Here is a 19,851-nt window from a genome sequence, read left to right as displayed (position 1 = left end):
CCCTCGGCGCAGCCGTGCTCAGCCCTCGTACGCGGCGAGGTCCGCGATCACCCCGAAGCCCAGGCCGTACGCGCTCATCCCCCGGCCGTACGCGCCGATGTGCACCCCGTCCCCGTCGCCCGCCGAACCGGCCAGCACCCAGCCGTACGCGGACTCGCGGTAGCGGAACGGCGTCGGCTCGCCGTCGACCGGCAGCAGCAGCTCGCTCCAGCCCTCGCCGTCGAGGTCGTCGGCCAGCTCCCAGGCGATCGCGGTCTGCTGGTCCAGCCAGTCCTGGCGCAGCGCGCGGTCCATCGTCGTCGGCCAGGTGTGGGCGAGCAGCCCGGACCCGGCCAGCCAGGCGGCGGTCGAGACGGAGGTGGCGTCCAGCACGCCGGTGCCGTCGCCGCTGCGCCGCACCGGACGCCCGGCGACCGTCACCACGACGGTGAACCGCTCGTCCTTGGGCGTCTCGGTCTTTATGGTCGGCTCCTCGCCGTGCCCGGTCGCACCGTGTTCGACGGTGCCGTCGGCGGCGGCGCCGACCCGCAGCAGCCAGCGCGGCCCGGTGAACGCCTCATCGAGGCCGTACCAGGGGAAGGCCGCCAGCAGATAGCCGTCGACCTTCCGCCCCGCGTCGGCCGTATCCGACTGGGCCGCAGCCCGACTCACCGTCTCCATCTGCGCGGAGCCTCCTCGTTGCCCTGTGTCGTGGGCGGCCCGCCCCCCTCAGGCGTCCTCACCCCGGACACCGGGAGCATAGCCAGTGACCGGGCGGGACAGAGCGCAAGGGCGTGCCCACGGCATGCGACATCCGCCCGGTGGGCGAGCGTGCCGCGGACCGGGCGGAGGACGTCGGCTCAGGTGGCGTCGGTGTCGAAGGGCGGACGCTCGCCCGGGGCCAGCCCGCCGGAGGGCTTCTTCGAGAGGTCGATACGGCCGCCGGAGGCCGATCCGCCGTCCTTGGAGAGGTTCGGCCGCCCGGCGCCGGAGGAGGCGTCGTCGTAGCTGCGGACCGCGTCGGTGACGTCGGCCATCTCCTGCTTGAGGTCGAACCCCTCGCGGATCTCCTGGAGGTCCTTCAGTCCGTACTCGTCCTTCTCCAGGACGTGCTTGCGGACGAAGTTCTTCGGGCGCAGGTCGTCGAACTCGAAGTCCTTGAACTCCGGGCCCAGCTCGCTGCGGATGTCCTCCTTGGCACTGTCCGAGAACGCCCGGACCTTGCGGATGAAGCCCATCACGTCCTGGATGACCTTGGGGAGCTTGTCCGGGCCGAAGATGAGCACACCGAGGATCACGAGAGCCACCAGCTCCAGGGGTCCTATGTCGAAGAACACCTTCAGCTCCTTGGTTGTCCGCAGCCGCTCATCGGCCCGGGGCCAGGCCACCCCTCACGGTACCTGGCCCCACGCGTCGCACGGGAGTCACCCGCGCCAACACCGTGCAAACGTCAGCCGGTGCCCGACGATCCGAGCGTGAGATGGACGGTACGGTCCTTGCCGCCGCGGCGCAGGGTCAGCGTCAGCGCGTCGCCCGGCCGGTGGCTGCGGATCTTGACGATCAGCTCCTCGCCGCTGTGGACGGGCGCGCCGTCCAGCCGGGTGATGACGTCCCCGCCCTTGATCCCCGCCTTGGCGCCGGGACCGCCCGGGGTGACCGGGTTACGGCCGTCCTTGGCGACGCCGCTGACCCGCGCGCCGTCGCCCGGGTACTCCATCTCCAGCGTGACGCCGATGACCGGGTGGGTGGCCCGGCCGGTGTTGATCAGCTCCTCGGCGACCCGTTTGGCCTGGTTGATCGGTATGGCGAAGCCCAGCCCTATGCTGCCGCCCTGGGTGGTGCCGTCCGGGCTGGAGCCGTCGGCCGCGCGGATGGCGCTGTTGATCCCGATCACCCGGCCCTCGCCGTCGACCAGCGGACCGCCGGAGTTGCCCGGGTTGATCGGCGCGTCCGTCTGCAGCGCGTCCACGTAGGACACATCGCTGCCGTCACCCTTCTCACCGCCCGCCGTGATGGGCCGCTGCTTGGCGCTGATGATCCCGGCGGTGACGGTGTTGGCGAGGTCGTACGGTGCGCCGATGGCCACCACCGGGTCGCCGACGCGGACCGCGTCGGAGTTGCCGAGGGCGAGCGGGTGCAGCCCGGAGACGTTGTCGACCTGGACGACGGCGAGGTCGTAGCCGCTGTCCCGGCCCACCACGCGCGCCTTGGCGGTCTGCCCGCCGCTGAACGTCACCGAGATCTCGCCGCCGTTCCCGGCGGGCTCCACGACGTGGTTGTTGGTGAGGATGCGGCCCTGCCGGTCGAGGACGAAGCCGGTACCGGTGCCCTGCTCGGCGTTGCCCCGCACATGGAGGGTGACGACACCGGGCAGCGCGGACTGCGCGATCCCGGCGACGCTGTGCGGATCGCGGGGCGCGGGCGCCTCGTCGGCCTGCGGCAGGATGATGTCGCCGGGCCCGCCGTGGCGTTCGACGTACACGCCGACGGCGCCGCCCACACCCCCCGCGAGCAGCGCCAACACCACCGCGCCGACGACGAGCGGACCGCGCCGGGCCCGCCGGACCGGCGGCTGCGCGGCCTGCCCCGGCGGGCTCCACGGGTCGTACTGCTGCCAGGCGCCGCCCGGGTGCGCCGGGACGAGGCGGCCGTGGTCCCCGGACGCGTCGGGGTGCGGAACGGGCCGCTCGGGCGGGAGCGGGGCGTCGGCCACCGGCAGCGCGGCGCTGCGCGCCACCGCGGACCGCGGCCCGCCGTCACCGGGCCGCGGGACGAACCCGCCGCCGTCGGTACCGTTCCCGCCCTGCGGATACGGCTGCGGCGCCACGGGCCGCTCGGCGGGGAGCGGCCGGTCGACGTAGGGCGCCTGCGGCGGCAGCGGCGGCGCGGCGGAACCGTGGACGGGCGCCGCGCCGGGCGGCGGCAGCGGGGTGCCGTGCGCCGGGGTCGTCACCGGCCGCTGCACCGGCGGCGCGGGCGCCCACGGCCCCGGGTCCCCGTACGGCGGCGTGCCGTACGGGTCCTTGGGATGACGCGGCCCGTCGGCCACGGCGGGCGCCCCGCCCCCCGCCGCGTGCGCCACCTCGGGCTCGACCTTGGTGAGCTGGAGCGTCGCGGCCCCGGCCCCGGCCCCGGACGCCTCGGCCTCGGGCGATGCCATGGGGGTCGCGGCCGGGAGCGGCGCGGGGGCGGCGGGTGCGGGAGCCTCTGCCGCGGGGGCAGCCTCCGCCGTGGGGGCAGCCTCCGCTGCGGGAGCTGCCGTCGCCGTGGGCTCAGGGGCGCCTGTCGCCGGGGCCCCGGCTGCGGGCACCGTCACCGACACGCGCGTGGCGGCCAGCGGCTCCGGCGGCGGCCATGCGTCGTCGGGCTGGACGACGGTCTGCGCCTCGGCCCCGGACGGGACGACCGGCTGCGGCTCGGCCGGAACGGACGCGTCGGGCAGCGGCCCGGACGCGGCGACCGGCTGCGGCTCGGCCGGAACGGACGCGTCGGGCAGCGGCCCGGACACGGCGACCGGCTGCGCCTCGGCAGGAGCGGCCACCTCGGGCAGCGGCCCGGCGGAGACCGAACCGGCAGGCTGCGGCACCGCGGCGGCAACCGGCTGCGGACCGGCGGAAGCCGGACTCGCGGGCAGCGGCTCGGACGGGACCGACGCGGACTGCGGCCCGGACGGGACCGACTCGGGCAGCGGCTCGGACGGGACCGACACGGACTGCGGCTCGGACGGAATCGACGCGGACTGCGGCTCGTACGGAACCGGCGTACCGGACTGGGCTCCGGGCGCGGCGCCGGGCTGCGGGCCGCCCGTACCGGAGGCGTCCGGCCGCGGCCCCGCCGCACCGACGGGCATCGGCTGCGGACCGGCGGCAGCCGGGACACCGGGCTGCGACCCGCTGACGGCAGTCGGCTGCGGACCGGCCGGGGCCGGGACGACCGGCTGCGGGGCAGCGGGGGCCGGGCCCGGGGCAACCGGCTGCGGGCCCGGCACCGGCGGTGTGCCCGCAGCGGCGGGGACCGGCGAGGTACCCGCAGCGCCAGGCCCCGGCGGTGGCACGGCTTCACCCTCCGTGGTCACCTGCTGGGGCTGGGGACCCGCTCCGGGGTGGGGCTGCGGGTCGGGGGTGCGTCCCGGTCGGCTCCACCACTTCAGCTTCGGCCCGGTGGCCGTACCGTCGTCCATGCTCTCCCCACCATTCGCCCGCACCCGCGCGGGCCACCGCCGCCTCGTGGACCGTACGCGTGTCGACGACACGCACCGCCCCGCAGCGATTCAACCAGTTCCCGGTGACAGAGCGCAGGCGGTGGTCAGCGCGGAGCAGCGGCGGGCGGGTGGAGAGCGGGGGTGGGAGGCACCGCGGAGCCGATCAGCGGGCGCAGCTCCCCGGTGGCGGGGGTGTACGGGCCCGGGGCGCGGGCGGTGCCGACGGTCAGCGGCGTCGGCCGCCCGTCGCCGTCCTGGTCGGGCGGGGCTATCAACGGGCCGAACCGGCCGCCGGACGGTATCCGGGCCGGAGGCGAGGAGGGCGGGGCGGAGGGGCCGTACAGACCGGTGGGCCCGGGTGTCGCGGAGGCGACCGGACCGGCGACGCCGCCGGAGGTCAGCAGTCCGGCGTCGCGGAGCGGGTCGCTACCGGCGACCGGGGTGGCGCTGAGCGGGACGACGGTGGTGCCGGTGCCGTCCTGACGGCCCGGCTGATCCATCGCGGCCTCCAGCGGGAGGGTGCCGCCCAGCGCGAGGGCGGCCAGCGAGACGGCTCCGGCCGCGGCGAACGCGAACCGGCGGCGCGGCGCCGCCGGGCGCTCGCGCTCGCTCTCGTGGATACGGAAACCCCGCTGCCGGGGCGCGCGCAGCTCGGCCGGGTGCGCACCGGCGGAGGGCTGGTACCCGAAGCCGCCGCCGTCCCGGTCGAACTCGGCGCGTCCGAAGGCGCCCAGGCCGCCGCCGGGGCCGTCCGGATCTCCTCCGGGCAGCCCCTGCAACCGCGCCAACAGCCCCTCCGAGGGGCCGGGTGGCGCGGTCTGCGCGAAGACGCTCTTGAGCCGACGCTGGGCGTCGGCCTCCGCCTTGCACCGTCCGCAGGTCGCCAGGTGCGCGAGCACCCGCTCCCGCGCGTCATGTCCCAACTCGCCGTCGACCAGGGCTGCGAGGCGGTCACCGAGATGCTGCTCGGCGGGGGAAGCACCGCCAATGGGGCTCACGCGATTCCGACCTCCCCGGTGGACACCGCGGCCAGCGCCCGCTGCTCGCGCTCCTCGGCCCGCACCTGCGGGGAGCGGTGCTTGAGCGCCTTGCGCAGATGCGAGCGGCCACGGTGGATCCGGCTGCGGACCGTGCCGAGCTTCACGCCGAGCGTGGCGGCGATCTCCTCGTACGACAGGCCCTCGATGTCGCAGAGGACGACGGCGGCGCGGAACTCCGGCGCCAGGGTGTCCAGCGCCTGCTGGACGTCGGCGTCGAAGTGGGTGTCGTTGAAGTGCTGCTGCGGCGACGGCTCGCGGCTGGGCAGCCGCTCGGCGGCGTCGTCGCCCAGCGCGTCGAAGCGGATCCGCTGGCGGCGGCGGACCATGTCGAGGAAGAGGTTGGTGGTGATCCGGTGCAGCCAGCCCTCGAATGTGCCCGGCGTGTACGTCGAGAGCGAACGGAAGACCCGGACGAAGACTTCCTGGGTCAGGTCCTCGGCGTCGTGCTGATTGCCGGTGAGGCGGTAGGCGAGGCGGTAGACCCGGGCACTGTGGGTGCTGACGATCTCCTCCCAGCTGGGGGGAGTCCACGCCTGCGCGTCCGCGTCTGAGGCGAAGGTCGCGGTAGGAGCGGAGTGGTGGGTGCGGAGACGGTCAGCGGTGTCGGTCACGGATTTCGGCTCGGCGAACGGCCGTCGTAGGCGTCTGCGCCCTCGGCGGTCACCCGTCGCAGCCGCACCTCCCCTGGTGGCTCTGGTGGTGTCCAGTAGAGCCCCTACCATATCCACCTCGCCCGTTAGCTCCGGATAAGCAGTTTTGACCTGCATTTGGTCCTGCTTCTGTGCTTGCTTCACGTCTCCGTCGGTCTTCACCCGCGCATCCCCCCTGTCCCCCGTTAACGCCCGGTCCCATCTGCGGGTTCCCGCACGCAGCGGATACAGTCACCGTTGCGTCAACTACGGGGACAGGAGAGGGCCATTACCGGCAACCGGCAGACGGGCCTGGCATTCGCCGAGGCGTACGGCGCCGGGACCATCGACGACGCCACCGACATCGCCCTGCGCTGGTCCCGTACCTGCGCCCGCGACGCCGGGATCCGTACGGTGTCGACCGCCACCGGTGCCGCCCTGCGGATGCTCGCCGCCACCGCCGGCGCCAAGGCCATCGCCGAGATCGGCACCGGCACGGGCGTGTCGGGCATCTACCTCCTGCACGGCATGCGGCCGGACGGCGTGCTCACCACCGTCGATCTCGAACCTCAGCGGCAGACCTTCGCCAAGCAGGCGTTCCGCGAGGCGGGCTTCGCCGGGAACCGCGCGCGGTTCATCCCGGGCCGGGCGCTGGACGTCCTGCCGCGCCTCGCCGACGGCGGCTACGACCTGGTGTTCTGCGACGGCGATCGGGCGGAGTGCACCGACTACCTCGCGGAGGCGCTGCGGCTGCTGCGCCCGGGCGGGCTGGTCTGCTTCGCGGGCGTCTTCGCCGACGGCCGCACCGTCGACTCCGGTGAGCAGCCCGACGAGGTGCTGCGCCTGCGCGAGCTGCTGCGCGCCGTCCGGGACAGTTCCGTACTCGTCCCGTCGCTGCTGCCGGTCGGCGACGGTCTGCTCTGCGCGGTCAAACGCGGCTGACCCGCCCGGCACGGGGCCGCACCGCCGCCCGCGCCCGTCCTGGAGTACCCCGCCTCCGCCGGTCCGCGTCCGGCCGCCCGTACGACGAAAGGCCCCGGCGGGGAGCGCACGAGGCGCGCCCGCCAGGGCCTTGATCATCGGCTGGGGGTACCAGGGGTCAGCGCCCCGGGGAACCGCAGCAGTTCGGGCCGCCCTCTCAGACGGTGACCTTCTCCAGGGCCTCACCCAGGGCCTTTGCTTCGTCGGGTGTCAGCTCGACGACGAGTCGCCCGCCGCCTTCGAGCGGAACGCGCATGACGATGCCCCGCCCCTCCTTGGTCACCTCGAGCGGGCCGTCACCCGTCCGCGGCTTCATGGCCGCCATGCTCGTTCCCCTTCCTGAAACCAGCTCATCCTCAGCCGAAAGCCGACGGCCGCATCTCGGCACGCGTCACCGGCATCGAACACATTGCTTCCAGGCCATTATCCCGCATCGAACGACCCGATGACCAACATCGGACAGCTTCCCTTCGGCAACGCGCTCCCCCAAACCGCCGCAATTCGGTGAGTGGCCTGCGATACTGCGCCACCCTGCGCACCCCGGGTAACCCTCAATCTTTGACGTACGTCACATGCCGGGGGGTGATGATCTCCGGCATCCTGAGCGCTGACCGCCCCGGAAGGGCGGCGCCACCCGCGACGGAGGGATCCCCACCCATGGCCGACAGCGTGCTCTACGACGTGACCGACGGACTCGCCACGATCACCCTCAACCGGCCCGACGCGATGAATGCCCTGAACATCGACGCGAAGGTGGCGCTCCGGGAGCGGCTGCGGGAGGCGGCGGCGGATTCCGCCGTCCGCGCCGTCCTGCTGACCGCCACCGGCCGCGCGTTCTGCGTCGGCCAGGACCTCAAGGAGCACATCGGGCTGCTCGCCGCGGACCGGGAGAGCGGCGACGGCGCCACCATGAGCACCGTGCGTGAGCACTACAACCCCATCGTCACCGCGATCGCCGGGATGGCGAAGCCGGTGGTGGCGGGCGTCAACGGTGTCGCGGCGGGCGCGGGCTTCGGCTTCGCCCTCGCCGCCGACCACCGCATCGTCGCCGACTCGGCGTCCTTCAACACCTCCTTCGCCGGGGTCGCGCTCACCGCCGACTCCGGGGTGTCCTGGACGCTGCCGCGCGTCGTCGGCCCCGGTCGCGCCGCCGACCTGCTGCTCTTCCCGCGCAGCATCGACGCGGAGCAGGCGTACGCGCTGGGCATCGCGAGCGAGGTGGTGCCCGCCGCGGAGCTGGCCGACCGCGCCGCGGCCGTCGCCCGCAAGCTCGCCGCCGGGCCGACCGTCGCCTACGCGGCGCTCAAGGAGTCGCTGGCCTTCGGCGCCGGGCACACGCTGGACGAGGCGCTCGCCAAGGAGGAGGAACTCCAGGCGCGGGCCGGTGCCTCCGAGGACCACCGCATCGCCGTCGAGGCGTTCGTGAAGAAGGAGAAGCCGGTCTACCTGGGGCGCTGACCCGGGCGCGCCGCCCCGCCCGGCCCGTCCCGGGCGGGGCGGCCCCGGGCTCAGCCGGTGGCCGCCGCCCGCTCCGTCGCCTCCCGGGCGTGGCAGTCGGCGAGGTGGTCGTTGACCAGGCCGCACGCCTGCATCAGCGCGTAGGCGGTGGTCGGGCCGACGAAGCGGAAGCCGCGCTTCTTGAGGTCCTTGGCGAGCGCGGTGGACTCCGGGGTGACCGGCAGGATGTCGGCGACCGTGCGCGGCGCCGCCCGGCCGGTCCGCTCGGGGGCGTACGACCAGATCAGGGCGTCCAGCTCGCCGGGGGCCAGCGCGGCGGCGAGGCGGGCGTTACCGAGGGTGGCGGCGATCTTGGCGCGATTGCGGATGATGCCGGGGTCGGCGAGGAGCCGTTCGGCGTCGGCGTCGGTGAAGCGCGCGACCTCGGCGATGCGGAACCCGGCGAAGGCGGCGCGGAACCCCTCGCGGCGGCGGAGGATCGTGATCCAGGACAGCCCGGACTGGAACGCCTCCAGGCACATCCGCTCGAAGAGCGCGTCGTCGCCGTGGACCGGGCGGCCCCACTCGGTGTCGTGGTACGCCCGGTAATCGGCCATCTTCTCGGACTCCATGCCCCAGGGGCAGCGCGGGACGCCGTCCGGGGCGCTCACCACGCCCGTCATGACCGGCCCTCCGACTCCGGCGCCGCGGTCGCACCGCCGCGCGCACCGGGCCGCTCGCCCTCCGGCCGCGGCTGCGGCGGCGCCGTCTCCCCGCTCCCGTCGGCCTCCCCCGTGGCGCCGGGGTCCTCCCCCTCGGCGGGCGCCTCGTCCGCCGTCCCGTCCGCCGCCCCGTCGCCCCGGATCAGCTCCGGCGCGCCCATGGAGGCGGCGTGGAAACCGGCCAGCGCGGCCTCCAGTTCGGCGATCCGGGCGTCCCGCTCGGCGAGTTCGGCGCCGATGCGGTCGAGGGCGTCGTCGACGTCGTTCATGCGGTAGCCGCGGGCGGTGACCGCGAAGCGTACGGCGTCGATGTCGGCGCGGGTCAGCGGGCGTTCCTGGGGCAGCGGGTCGTACAGCTGCTCCGGCTCGGCGTCGCGCAGCCCGCCGCGCTCGCCGCCGACGACGACCAGAGTGACCACGGCGACCACCACGACCATGGCGATCAGCAGAAACCAGAACACGACCAACTCCCCGGAAGATGCACCTGCCCCGATCGTGCCATGCGGGTGTGACAGTCACCGTCCGCACCGACGGCGACGCCGGAGAAGGTGCCGGGCGCCGTGCGCCCGCTGCCGGTCGGGGCGAGGACGTAAGGTCGCTGGCGGACCACCGAGAAGGAGTGAGAATGCTGCGGCTGGGGAAACGCGAGTTCGGCGCGGACGAGTCGGTGATCATGGCGATCGTGAACCGGACCCCGGACTCCTTCTACGACCAGGGGGCGACGTTCCGGGACGAGGCGGCGCTCACCCGCGTCGAACAGGCCGTCGCCGAGGGCGCCGCGATCATCGACATCGGCGGCGTCAAGGCCGGTCCCGGCGAGGAGGTCACCGCCGAGGAGGAGGCGCGGCGCACCGTCGGCTTCGTCGCGGAGGTGCGGCGGCGCCACCCGGACGTGATCATCAGCGTCGACACCTGGCGGCACGACGTCGGCGCGGCGGTCTGCGAGGCCGGTGCCGATGTCCTCAACGACGCCTGGGGCGGGGTCGATCCGAAGCTCGCCGAGGTCGCCGCCCGGTACGGCGCGGGCCTGGTCTGCACCCACGCCGGGGGCGCCGAACCGCGCACCCGCCCGCACCGGGTCGCGTACGACGATGTGATGGCCGACATCCTGCGCGTCACGCTGGGTCTGGCGGAGCGCGCCGTGGAGCTGGGCGTCCGGCGCGACGGGATCATGATCGATCCGGGGCACGACTTCGGGAAGAACACCCGGCACAGCCTGGAGGCGACCCGGCGGCTGGGCGAGATGACCGACACGGGGTGGCCGGTGCTGGTCTCGCTCTCCAACAAGGACTTCGTCGGCGAGACCCTCGACCGGCCGGTCAAGGAGCGCGTCCTCGGCACCCTGGCGACCACCGCCGTCTCCGCCTGGCTGGGGGCGCAGGTCTACCGCGTCCACGAGGTCGCCGAGACCCGGCAGGTGCTGGACATGGTCGCCTCCATCGCCGGTCACCGGCCACCGGCGGTCGCCCGGCGCGGGCTGGCCTGACCGGCCCGGGCGGGGCCGCGCCCCGGCGGCCCCGCGGGCGGCGTCAGCGCACGCCCGGCCCGACTTCCTTCGTCACCAGTGCGACCGCTTCCTCCACGTCGTCGCTGAGGTGGAACAGCTCCAGATCGCGCGGGGACGCCTTGCCCTCGGCGATCAGCGTCCCGCGGACCCAGTCGACCAGTCCGCTCCAGTAGGCGGTGCCGAAGAGGACGATCGGGAAGCGGGTGACCTTCCGGGTCTGGACGAGGGTGAGCGCCTCGAACAGCTCGTCCAGGGTGCCGAGCCCGCCGGGCAGGACGACGAAGCCCCGGGCGTACTTCACGAAGCAGGTCTTCCGGACGAAGAAGTACCGGAAATCGACCCCGAGGTTCACATATTCGTTCATGCCCTGTTCGAAGGGGAGCTCGATGCCGAGGCCGACGGAGGTGCCGCCGGCCTCGCGGGCGCCGCGGTTGGCCGCCTCCATGGCGCCGGGGCCACCGCCGGTGATCACCGAGAAACCGGCCTCCACCAGCGCCCGGCCGAGCTTCACGCCGGTCGCGTACTCGGCGGAGTCGCGGGGCGTGCGCGCGGAGCCGAAGACGCTGACCGCGGGGCCGAGTTCGGCGAGCGCGCCGAAGCCCTCGACGAACTCCGACTGGATGCGCATCACCCGCCACGGATCGGTGTGCACCCACTCGGAGGAGCCCTCGGAGTCCAGCAGCCGCTGGTCCGTGGTGCTGTGCTGCACCTGGTCGTGACGGCGCAGTACGGGACCCAGCCGCTGCTCCTCGGGGGCCGCTGCTCCTTCGGGACTGGCCATGTCGTGCTCCCTCCGCTGACAGATCGTTGCGGCTTCAGCGTAGATCCCGCGGCGGGCGGCGCGGACCGCTGCGCCCGCCCGGGACCCGCGCCGCCGGGGACCGCGTCAGCTGGTCAGCCAGGCGCGCAGCCGCTCCTCGCAGTGGCCGATGCGCTCGGCGAGGACCCGCTCGTCCCGCTTGTGGGCGAGGAGCGGGTTGCCGGGGCCGTAGTTCACCGCGGGGACGCCGAGGGCGCTGAAGCGGGAGACGTCGGTCCAGCCGAACTTGGGGCGCGCGGTGCCGCCGACGGCGTCCATGAACGCCTTGGCCGCCGGGTGGGAGAGACCCGGCAGGGCGCCCGGGGAGTGGTCGTCGACGACGAACTCGTCCACCGGGCAGTCCGCGAAGACCTCCCGGACGTGCGCCAGCGCCTCTTCGGGGGTGCGGTCCGGGGCGTAGCGGAAGTTCACGGTGACGGTGCAGGCGTCCGGGATGACGTTGTTGGCGACGCCGCCCTCGACGCGGACGGCGTTGAGGCCCTCGCGGTACTCCAGCCCGTCGATCATGGCGCGGCGCGGCTGGTACGCGGCGAGCTTGCCGAGGATCGGGGCGGCGGCGTGGATCGCGTTGGCCCCCATCCAGCTGCGGGCGGAGTGGGAGCGCTCACCGGTGGTGCGCAGCAGGACGCGGAGCGTGCCCTGGCAGCCGCCCTCGACCTCGCCGTCGGAGGACTCCAGCAGGACGGCGAAGTCACCGGCGAGCCAGTCCGGGTGGGCGTCGGCGACGTGGCCGAGACCGTTGAGGTGCGCGGCGACCTCTTCCTGGTCGTAGAAGACGAAGGTGAGGTCGCGGTTGGGCTCGGGGACGGTCGCGGCGATCTTGAGCTGGACGGCGACGCCGGACTTCATGTCGCAGGAGCCGCAGCCCCACAGATAGCCCTCGTCGTCGAGGCGGGAGGGGACGTTGTCGGCGATCGGCACGGTGTCGAGGTGACCGGCGAGCACCACCCGCTCGGCGCGGCCCAGGTGCGTACGGGCGACGATGTTGTTGCCGTGGCGGTCGACCGTGAGGTGGTCCAGCGCGCGCAGCGCCCGCTCGACGGCGTCGGCGAGCTCCTTCTCGTCGCCGCTCTCGGACGGGAAGTCGACGAGCCACGCGGTCAGCTCCGCGGCGTCGAGCGAGAGGTCGAGGGCGGGGTGGTCTGTGGAGCGGTCCATGTTCTCAACCCTATCCGCCGTGCTTCGCTACCGTGGGTGGTGTGCAGGTCACCTCGTCCTCCCCCTCGTCCGCCCGTCGGCGGCGTCCGTGGCGTACCGCCGTGGCGGTGGCCGCGGTGCTGGGCGCGGGGGCGTATCTCGCGGTGCAGCAGCTGGGCGGCGGGCCCGGTGAGCCGCGGTGCGCGGTGGCGGCGGCGGACGGCGGGACGGCGCTGGAGCTGACCCCGGAGCGGGCGGCGAACGCGGCGACGATCTCGGCGGTGGCGTCCGCGCGGGGGCTGCCGCCGCGGGCGGTGGCGATCGCGCTGGCGACGGCGATGCAGGAGTCCGGGCTGCGCAACCTCGACCACGGCGACAAGGACTCCCTCGGCCTCTTCCAGCAGCGCCCCTCGCAGGACTGGGGCACCTCCCGGCAGATCATGGACCCGGTCTACGCCGCCGGGGAGTTCTACGCGCATCTGGTGAAGGTGCCCGGTTACGAGCGGCTGCCGCTGACCGAGTCGGCGCAGCGGGTGCAGCGCAGCGGCTATCCGCTGGCGTACGCGAAGCACGAGACGGACGCGACGCTGCTGGCGGACGCGTTGACCGGGCGCCGGGGCGCGGCTCTGTCCTGTGTGGTGCCGCGCCCGGCGAACGGCGCGGACACCGGGGGCGGCGCGGGTGCCCGGACGGCGGACGCCAGGGGCGCCACGGGGGTGCGGGAGCGGCTGGTGCGGGAGTTCGGCGCCGGGGTGCTGCCCGCGGCGGGTACCAAGGGCGCCGGGGACGCGAAGGGTGCGCCCGGGCGGACGGTGACGGTGCCGGTGGCGGGCTCCGGGGGCGACGCGGCGCGGCGCGGCTGGCAGGTGGCGCTCTGGTCGGTGGCCCACTCCGCCGAGTTGGGCGTCGAACAGGTCTCCTACGCCGGGCGGAGCTGGCAGGCGTCCGACGCGGCGGCGGGCTGGCAGCGCACCGCGGGCGCGGGCGGTTCCGGGGCGGCGGCCGTACGGATCACCACCGGGCAGTAGTCCGGCGCTTCCCTCCATCGGGGCACGCCCGTCAATCCCCGGCGGCGGCGCGCGTGTTGTTCCGCGGTGGGCGGCCGGGGAAGCGCGATTCCCTTACGTCACAAGGGTTTCGGCCGTATCGCGGGAGGCGGCCGGATGCGCATATTGCCCGCCTTTCGGCACGGCGGATTATGTGACGCGTTATCAATTCTTTACCGGACTTCACCGCAACCTTCGGAGGGCTGACGCGGTAGTCAGGGCGTCCGTCCGCCCGGCGGACTCGGCACCTCGGTGCCCAGCTGTCAGAAGTACGCGCCCCCTCCGTCGAAGGAGCACCATGTCCCTCCCCGTTACGCGCCGGATCGCCCGAGCCGCCCTGCTGGTCGCGGCGAGCGCGGCACCCGTGGTCGGCGCGGCCGGTGCCGCGACCGCCGCGCCCCTGCCGAGCGCGACCGACCTGGGCGGACTGACCACCCTGGACTCGCAGCACACCAGCGAGACCCTCGACACGGTCGCGCACGAAGGCGTCGGCGTGGTGAACGAGGCCGGTGGCGCGGCCGCGCAGGAGCTCGCCCCGGCGCTGGCGGACACCGCCGCCCCGGTGATCCAGCGGGCCGCCCCGACCACCCAGCGCACCGCCGACTCCGTCGGCACCGTCCTCCGCAAGACCGGCAAGAACGGTCTCTCCACGGACACGCTGCCCACCGACGCGGTCAAGGGCGCGGCCGGTACCCTCCCGGCGGCGAAGGGCCTGCTCGGCGGGCTCCCCGTCGGCGGCTGACGGCGGCCGTACCGGCGCCGGACCACACGAAGGGGCCCGGGGAGTTCACGCTCCCCGGGCCCCTTCGGCCTGTGCGCTAGGCGAGTCGGCGGACCGCCGCGTCGACGCGTTCGTCGGTCGCGGTGAAGGCGATCCGGACGAAGCGGTCACCGGCCGGTCCGTAGAAGTCACCGGGGGCGACGAGGATGCCGCGCTCGGCGAGGTGGCCGACGGTGTCCCAGCAGGGCTCGTCGCGGGTGGCCCAGAGGTAGAGCGACGCCTCGCTGTGCTCGATGCGGAACCCGGCCGCCTCGAACGCGGAGCGCAGCGCGCTGCGGCGGCGGGCGTAACGCTCGCGCTGCTCGGCGACGTGCGCGGTGTCGCCGAGCGCGGCGACGGTGGCCGCCTGGACGGGCGCGGCGACCATCATCCCGCCGTGCTTACGGATCTGCAGCAGCTCACCGAGGACGGCGGCGTCGCCGACGAGGAACGCGGCGCGGTAACCGGCGAGGTTGGAGCGCTTGGAGAGCGAGTGCACCGCGACCAGGCCCTCGTGGGAGCCGCCGCAGACGTCCGGGTGCAGCACGGAGACCGGGTCGGCCTCCCAGCCCAGTTCGAGGTAGCACTCGTCGCTGACGACCAGGATGGAGTGCTCGCGGGCCCAGGCGACGACGGTGCGCAGCTCGTCGGCGGTGAGGACCCGGCCGGTCGGGTTGGACGGCGAGTTCAGCCAGAGCAGCTTGATCCCGGCCGGGTCGAGGTCGGTCGGGTCGTCGTAGGCGACCGGTTCGGCGCGGGCGAGGCGGGCGCCGACCTCGTACGTCGGGTAGGCCAGGCGCGGGTAGGCGACCTTGTCGCCGGGGCCGAGGCCCAGCTGGGTGGGGAGCCAGGCGACCAGTTCCTTGGAGCCGACGACCGGCAGGACGTTGGTGTGCTCCAGCCCGCGGGCGCCGAGGCGGTCGGTGGCCCAGCGGGTGAGGGCGTCGCGGAGCGCGGGGGTGCCCCAGACCGTGGGATAGCCGTGGCTGTCGGCGGCGTCGGTCAGCGCCGCGCGGATCAGCTCGGGCACCGGGTCGACGGGGGTGCCGACGGAGAGGTCGACGATGCCGTCGGGGTGTGCGGCGGCCGTGGCCTTGTAGGGCTCCAGGCGGTCCCAGGGGAAGACCGGCAGGAGGGAGGAGACTGCGCCCACGATGCTCTCTTTCTGGTGCGGGGTGACGTCCGGGACGTCGGCGCGAGGGCCGGGTCCGGTCACGGTATGCGCGCCGGACCCGGAAATGCGCGAAGGCCCCGCACGGCGTCGGTGCCGTACGAGACCTTCGGGGCGCCGCGGTGGACCGCTTACTGGTTCTGCGGCGGCAGCGCGGCGATGAAGGCGTGGTCGCGCTCGATCAGGCCGAGCTTGCTGGCGCCACCGGGCGAGCCCAGCTCGTCGAAGAACTCCACATTCGCCTTGTAGTAGTCCTTCCACTCGTCAGGGGTGTCGTCCTCGTAGAAGATCGCCTCGACCGGGCAGACCGGCTCGCAGGCCCCGCAGTCGACGCATTCGTCCGGGTGGATGTACAAGGACCGGGAGCCCTCGTAGATGCAGTCGACGGGGCACTCCTCGATGCATGCCTTGTCCTTGACGTCGACACAAGGCTGCGCGATGACGTAGGTCACGCTGTCGTTCCTCCTCGGTAGGGCCGGCGGACCGATTGGCAGGCCGCCGCAGGGCGCGCGGGAGCGCGGCGTCGTCGATGCCCGCACCTAGTATCTCCGTTCCCGGGCACGAGACGAACAAGAGGGGCGGGAAGAGCGGTGGAATTCATGACCGACGGTCGTGCTGAAGTTCGCATCACCCATGCTGACGTGGGCAAAAGGGTATCGGTCCGGCGCCGTACGGACGACAGTGCAGGTCAGTGGGCGTTCACGGACGCGGTCGGGGTGCTCACATCCTGGACCGAGGGTGTGCTCATCATCACACGCAGGAATGGCGAGCAGGTCCGGATCGCGGAAGAACTGCTGGTCGCGGCGAAGGTGGTGCCCGCGACCCCGGCCCGGCGGCGGGGCCCGGCCGCGGATGTCCGGGAACTGACGGAGGTGGCCGCCCGCGGCTGGCCGGCGGTCGAGACCGAACGTCTCGGCGGCTGGACACTGCGGGCGTCCGGCGGCTTCACCCGGCGGGCCAACTCGGTGCTGCCGCTCGGCGACCCCGGTGTCCCGCTGGACGAGGCGCTGGCGCACACCGTCCGCTGGTACACCGAGCGCACCCTGCCGCCGGTCGTCGCCGTCACCACCGGCCGCCCGGACACCGCCGAGGAACTGGCCGGTGCCCTGGAGCGGCGCGGCTGGACGGCGTCCGGCCACACCCTGGTACGCACCGCTGCGCTGGCGCCGCTGGCCGACACCGGCGCCGACCTGACCCGGGTACGCCTGAGCCGGGAGCCGGACGCGGCATGGCTGGCGCGCTACCACCGGGCGGGTGGGCCGGTGCCCGAGGCGCGGGCGGTGCTGACCGGTGGTCCGTCGGTCCGGTTCGCGACGGTCGAGGGCGCCGACGGCGGTGCGGAGGCGATCGGGCGCTGTGTGGTGGACGGCCGGTGGGCCGGGTTCGCGGCGGTCGAGGTGGCGCCCGGGGCGCGGCGCCGGGGGCTGGCCCGGCTGGTGATGGCGGCGCTCGCCGCCGGTGCGCTGGACGAGGGGGCGTCGGCCGCGTACCTCCAGGTCGAGGCGGACAACGCGGCGGCGCTCGGGCTCTACGACGGGCTGGGCTTCACCGACCACCACGGCTACCACTACCGGACCGCGCCCGCGGCGGTGGCGCCCTGAGCGGGGGCGGGCCCGGCGGGTCCGAGGAGGCGGCGCGGGCGCGACGGCGGCGGTTCGCCGAGGAGGCGCGGGCCGAGCGGCCCGATCTGGTGCTGCTCTGTCTGCTGATCGCGGCGGAGGCCGATCCGGCGCTGGACGAGGCGGGCATGGACGCCGTCGAGATCGAACTGGACGCCCTGGCCGGGCAGCTGCCGTTCGCGCCGGAGGGCGGCCCGACGGCGTGGGCCCGTAACGTCGGCGAACTCCTCGGCCGCCGCCTGGGGTTCGGCGGAGTGCCCGCCGACTACCGGCGGCTGGGGTCGTCGCTGCTGCACGAGGTGGTGCGGCGGCGGCGCGGGCTGCCGATCCTGCTGTCGGTGGTGTGGACGGAGGTCGCCCGGCGGGCCGGGGCGCCGGTGTACGGGGTGGCGCTGCCGGGCCGTTACGTCGTCGGGTTCGGCGATCCGCGCGGGGCGCATGTGCTGGCCGATCCGTTCGCCGGGGGCCGGTTGCTCACCGAGGCGGACGCGACGGAGCTGGTGGCGGGCGCCGGGGTGGCGCTGGAGGCGCCGATGCTGCTGCCCGCCGATCCGCTGGAGACCGTGGCGCGGATCCTGAACAACATCCGCGCCTGGGCGCAGGCCCGTCCCGAGCACGGCCCGGTGGGCCTGTGGGCGGTCGAACTGGCCCTGCTGCTCCCCAGCCACCCGGCCCGGCTCCGCCACGACCGCGCCCAGGCGCTGGTGAACTGCGGCCGCTTCCTGGAGGGCGCGGCCGAGCTGGAGGAGTATGCCCGGGTGGTCGAGGCGGTGGACGCGGCGACGGCGGAGACGGTGCGGGGGCGCGCGGCGGAGGTCCGGGCGTTGCTCAACTGAGGCGCCCGCCGGGTCCTTCGGACCGGCTCAGAGCCAGCCCTTCTCGCGGGCCGTGCGGACCGCCTCGGCGCGGTTGCGGGCGCCGGTCTTGCGGATGGCGTTGGAGAGGTGGTTGCGGACCGTGCCCTGCGAGAGGTGGAAGTGGCGGGCCAGTTCCGCCTGGGTGCCGCCCTCGTCGGCGCGGATCAGGATCTCGCGTTCGCGGTCGGTGAGCGGGCTGACGCCGTCGGCGAGCGCGGCGGCCGCGAGCGCCGGGTCGATGACCCGCTCACCGCCCAGCACCCGCCGGACGGCCTCCGCGAGGCGGGCTGCCGGGGCGTCCTTGACCAGGAACGCGGCGGCGCCCGCCTCCATCGCGCGGCGCAGATAGCCGGGCCGCCCGAAGGTGGTGAGGATGACGATCCGCACCCCGGGCAGTGCGGTGTGCAGGGCGGCGGCCGCGTCCAGACCGCTCATGCCGGGCATCTCGATGTCGAGCAGCGCGACGTCGACGGCGTGCTCCCGGGCCAGCTCGACGACCTCGTCGCCCCGGGACGCCTGGGCGACGACCCGGAGATCGTCCTCCAGCTCCAGCAGCGCGGCGAGCGCCTCCCGGACCATGGACTGGTCCTCGGCGAGCAGCAGACGGATCATGCGGCCAGCTTACGGGGAGCGCGGCGGCGGGCCGGGGCACGGACCCGCGCCCGCCCCGGCTACCGCGCCGTCCCCGGTGCGGGCGGCGCCGCGGGGGCCCCGTCCGCCGGGCCGTCCCCGCCCCCGTCGGGGACGGTCCCCTCGGCCGGCACCGGTACGACCGCCGCGAGCCGGAAGCCCCGGCCGTCGCCCGGGCCCGTCTCCAACCGGCCGCCGCTGAGCGCGAGCCGTTCGCGGAGACCGCCGAGACCGTTGCCCTCGGCGGTGCCGCGCGCCGCGCCGACGCCGTCGTCCGCGACGGTCAGCCGCAGCGCGGGCACGCCGTCCGGGTCGCGCTCCTCCGTGAGCCGCAGGGTGCAGCGCCGGGCGCCGCTGTGCCGGACGACGTTGGTGACGGCCTCCCGCAGCGCCCAGGCCAGCGCGGACTCGACCGGCTCCGGCAGCGCGGGGTCCCGCTCCAGGGCCGGGTCGGCGTCCGCCGTGATCCCGGCGGTGCGCAACGCGGCGCGGGCCCCGGCCAGTTCGACGGCGAGGCGGGGCCTGCGGTAGCCGGTGACGGCTTCGCGGACGTCCACCAGGGCCTGTCGGCCGACCCGTTCGATGTCGGCGACCTGCGCCGCGGCGTCCTCGGGGCGGCCGGGCAGCATCCGGCCCGCCAGCTCGCTCTTGAGCGTGATCAGCGAGAGCGAGTGGCCCAGCAGATCGTGCAGGTCACGGGCCATCCGCAGCCGTTCGTCGTTGGCGGCGAGGCGGGCGACCTCCTCCCGTGCGGCGCGCAGCTCCTTCGTCGTACGGATCAGGTACTGCACGCCGATCATCGTGTAGCCGGTGCCGAGCGCCGGGAGGCCGTACGCCAGGAGGTAGTAGCCGCGGACCTCCGGGAAGCGGAGGCCGACGGTCAGCAGGACGACGGTGACGGCGGGGACGGCCCAGCGGGCGTGCTCCCACGGCAGCACGACGCCGGTGGCCACCGAGGTGAAGATGAAGAGCACCAGCCAGTTGGGGCCGAGGTTCCAGACGAGGGCGACGGAGAGCGCCAGCAGCACGACGAGCAGCGGGTAGACGGCCCGCACCGTGACGCCCCGCCACATGTGGCGGAAGACCAGCGCGAAGTAGAGCGCCACGTACACCGCGAGGCCGACGGCGCCCAGGACGCGGGTGGTGAGCGGGGCGGAGCCGGTGAAGAGGTCGGCGACCGGGCCCGCGAGGTAGAGCATCCAGACGCTGATCCACAGCGCCTTGGAGACCGCCTGCCGCCGGGTCCGGGCCGGCTGTCCCATCCGGATCGGGATGTCGTCGTCCGTCCCGGGCGCCCGGGGCCCGCGCTCCGTCG

21 protein-coding genes are annotated in these 19,851 nt (G+C 74.7%); 7 read left to right on the top strand and 14 right to left on the bottom strand.

All coding sequences use genetic code 11. The features are described 5' to 3' along the window. Positions 1 to 18: 18 nt before the first annotated feature. From IF23_RS0124500 to sigE, 5 genes are all read right to left on the bottom strand, one after another. Positions 19 to 660 carry a hypothetical protein gene (locus IF23_RS0124500; RefSeq protein WP_030287216.1) on the bottom strand — a complete coding sequence of 214 codons (642 nt, stop codon included), beginning with the start codon at positions 658 to 660 and terminating at the stop codon, positions 19 to 21. Between the two features lie 179 nt (positions 661 to 839). Then, complete coding sequence (locus IF23_RS0124495) at positions 840 to 1,316, bottom strand: sec-independent translocase (RefSeq protein ID WP_030287215.1); 477 nt, start codon at positions 1,314 to 1,316, stop codon at positions 840 to 842. Positions 1,317 to 1,429: 113 nt separating this feature from the next. Next, positions 1,430 to 3,688, bottom strand: coding sequence for a S1C family serine protease (locus IF23_RS0124490; protein WP_425423881.1), 2,259 nt, complete (start codon positions 3,686 to 3,688; stop codon positions 1,430 to 1,432). A 596-nt stretch (positions 3,689 to 4,284) separates the two neighbouring features. Next, positions 4,285 to 5,178, bottom strand: a complete 894-nt coding sequence (locus tag IF23_RS0124485; RefSeq protein WP_030287213.1) for a zf-HC2 domain-containing protein — start codon at positions 5,176 to 5,178, stop codon at positions 4,285 to 4,287. Continuing rightward, positions 5,175 to 5,942: an RNA polymerase sigma factor SigE gene (gene sigE, locus IF23_RS0124480; protein ID WP_107127007.1), complete on the bottom strand. Its 768-nt coding sequence runs from the start codon at positions 5,940 to 5,942 to the stop codon at positions 5,175 to 5,177. The genes IF23_RS0124485 and sigE overlap by 4 nt, the downstream gene beginning before the upstream one ends. A 165-nt stretch (positions 5,943 to 6,107) precedes the next feature. On the opposite strand from sigE, the gene IF23_RS0124475 reads away from it, so the two are divergent. After that, complete coding sequence (locus IF23_RS0124475) at positions 6,108 to 6,791, top strand: O-methyltransferase (RefSeq protein ID WP_030287211.1); 684 nt, start codon at positions 6,108 to 6,110, stop codon at positions 6,789 to 6,791. A gap of 196 nt (positions 6,792 to 6,987) precedes the next feature. Here IF23_RS0124475 and IF23_RS33095 read toward each other — a convergent pair whose 3' ends face one another. Next, a complete protein-coding gene (locus IF23_RS33095; protein WP_003985072.1) occupies positions 6,988 to 7,155 on the bottom strand; it encodes a DUF3117 domain-containing protein in 168 nt (55 codons plus the stop codon). Between the two features lie 332 nt (positions 7,156 to 7,487). On the opposite strand from IF23_RS33095, the gene chcB reads away from it, so the two are divergent. Beyond that, on the top strand, positions 7,488 to 8,288 hold the full coding sequence (gene chcB, locus IF23_RS0124465) for a 2-cyclohexenylcarbonyl CoA isomerase (protein ID WP_030287210.1): 801 nt from the start codon (positions 7,488 to 7,490) through the stop codon (positions 8,286 to 8,288). Positions 8,289 to 8,338: 50 nt separating this feature from the next. Here chcB and IF23_RS0124460 read toward each other — a convergent pair whose 3' ends face one another. Together IF23_RS0124460 and IF23_RS32245 are read right to left on the bottom strand one after the other, a co-directional pair. Beyond that, complete coding sequence (locus IF23_RS0124460; protein ID WP_030287208.1) at positions 8,339 to 8,950, bottom strand: DNA-3-methyladenine glycosylase I; 612 nt, start codon at positions 8,948 to 8,950, stop codon at positions 8,339 to 8,341. Then, on the bottom strand, positions 8,947 to 9,450 hold the full coding sequence (locus IF23_RS32245; protein ID WP_051739858.1) for a DivIVA domain-containing protein: 504 nt from the start codon (positions 9,448 to 9,450) through the stop codon (positions 8,947 to 8,949). The genes IF23_RS0124460 and IF23_RS32245 overlap by 4 nt, the downstream gene beginning before the upstream one ends. 164 nt (positions 9,451 to 9,614) lie before the next feature. On the opposite strand from IF23_RS32245, the gene folP reads away from it, so the two are divergent. Then, a complete protein-coding gene (gene folP, locus IF23_RS0124450; RefSeq protein ID WP_030287204.1) occupies positions 9,615 to 10,475 on the top strand; it encodes a dihydropteroate synthase in 861 nt (286 codons plus the stop codon). 43 nt (positions 10,476 to 10,518) lie between these two features. Here the strand turns inward: folP and IF23_RS0124445 are convergent, their stop codons facing one another. Both IF23_RS0124445 and dapE read right to left on the bottom strand, forming a co-directional pair. Further along, positions 10,519 to 11,277: an LOG family protein gene (locus tag IF23_RS0124445; protein WP_030287203.1), complete on the bottom strand. Its 759-nt coding sequence runs from the start codon at positions 11,275 to 11,277 to the stop codon at positions 10,519 to 10,521. A gap of 105 nt (positions 11,278 to 11,382) precedes the next feature. Further along, positions 11,383 to 12,474 carry a succinyl-diaminopimelate desuccinylase gene (dapE, locus tag IF23_RS0124440; RefSeq protein ID WP_030287201.1) on the bottom strand — a complete coding sequence of 364 codons (1,092 nt, stop codon included), beginning with the start codon at positions 12,472 to 12,474 and terminating at the stop codon, positions 11,383 to 11,385. 41 nt (positions 12,475 to 12,515) lie between these two features. On the opposite strand from dapE, the gene IF23_RS0124435 reads away from it, so the two are divergent. Both IF23_RS0124435 and IF23_RS0124430 read left to right on the top strand, forming a co-directional pair. After that, a complete protein-coding gene (locus IF23_RS0124435; protein WP_030287199.1) occupies positions 12,516 to 13,481 on the top strand; it encodes a VldE C-terminal domain-containing protein in 966 nt (321 codons plus the stop codon). A gap of 316 nt (positions 13,482 to 13,797) precedes the next feature. Continuing rightward, positions 13,798 to 14,241, top strand: coding sequence for a hypothetical protein (locus IF23_RS0124430; protein ID WP_030287197.1), 444 nt, complete (start codon positions 13,798 to 13,800; stop codon positions 14,239 to 14,241). A gap of 76 nt (positions 14,242 to 14,317) precedes the next feature. On the opposite strand, the gene dapC is transcribed toward IF23_RS0124430, so the two are convergent. Continuing rightward, positions 14,318 to 15,412 carry a succinyldiaminopimelate transaminase gene (gene dapC, locus IF23_RS0124425; protein WP_030287195.1) on the bottom strand — a complete coding sequence of 365 codons (1,095 nt, stop codon included), beginning with the start codon at positions 15,410 to 15,412 and terminating at the stop codon, positions 14,318 to 14,320. Between the two features lie 149 nt (positions 15,413 to 15,561). Next, a complete protein-coding gene (gene fdxA / locus IF23_RS0124420) occupies positions 15,562 to 15,882 on the bottom strand; it encodes a ferredoxin (RefSeq protein WP_030287193.1) in 321 nt (106 codons plus the stop codon). Positions 15,883 to 16,020: 138 nt separating this feature from the next. Between fdxA and IF23_RS0124415 the strand changes: the two genes are divergently transcribed. Beyond that, entirely contained in the window at positions 16,021 to 17,031 is a 1,011-nt protein-coding gene (locus IF23_RS0124415; RefSeq protein WP_030287191.1) for a GNAT family N-acetyltransferase, read from the top strand. Next, positions 17,028 to 17,885, top strand: coding sequence for a transglutaminase family protein (locus IF23_RS0124410; protein ID WP_051739871.1), 858 nt, complete (start codon positions 17,028 to 17,030; stop codon positions 17,883 to 17,885). Before IF23_RS0124415 ends, IF23_RS0124410 begins: the two co-directional genes overlap by 4 nt. Positions 17,886 to 17,912: 27 nt before the next feature. Here the strand turns inward: IF23_RS0124410 and IF23_RS0124405 are convergent, their stop codons facing one another. Next, the gene (locus IF23_RS0124405) at positions 17,913 to 18,518 is read right to left on the bottom strand and encodes a response regulator transcription factor (RefSeq protein WP_030287187.1); all 606 of its coding nucleotides are present in this window, start codon (positions 18,516 to 18,518) and stop codon (positions 17,913 to 17,915) included. A 59-nt stretch (positions 18,519 to 18,577) separates the two neighbouring features. Next, complete coding sequence (locus IF23_RS0124400) at positions 18,578 to 19,798, bottom strand: sensor histidine kinase (RefSeq protein WP_037679508.1); 1,221 nt, start codon at positions 19,796 to 19,798, stop codon at positions 18,578 to 18,580. Positions 19,799 to 19,851: the final 53 nt, after the last annotated feature.

Source organism: Streptomyces catenulae (genome assembly GCF_000718015.1).
GTDB lineage: Bacteria > Actinomycetota > Actinomycetes > Streptomycetales > Streptomycetaceae > Streptomyces > Streptomyces catenulae.
This window is presented reverse-complemented; position numbering and strand designations above follow the sequence as displayed.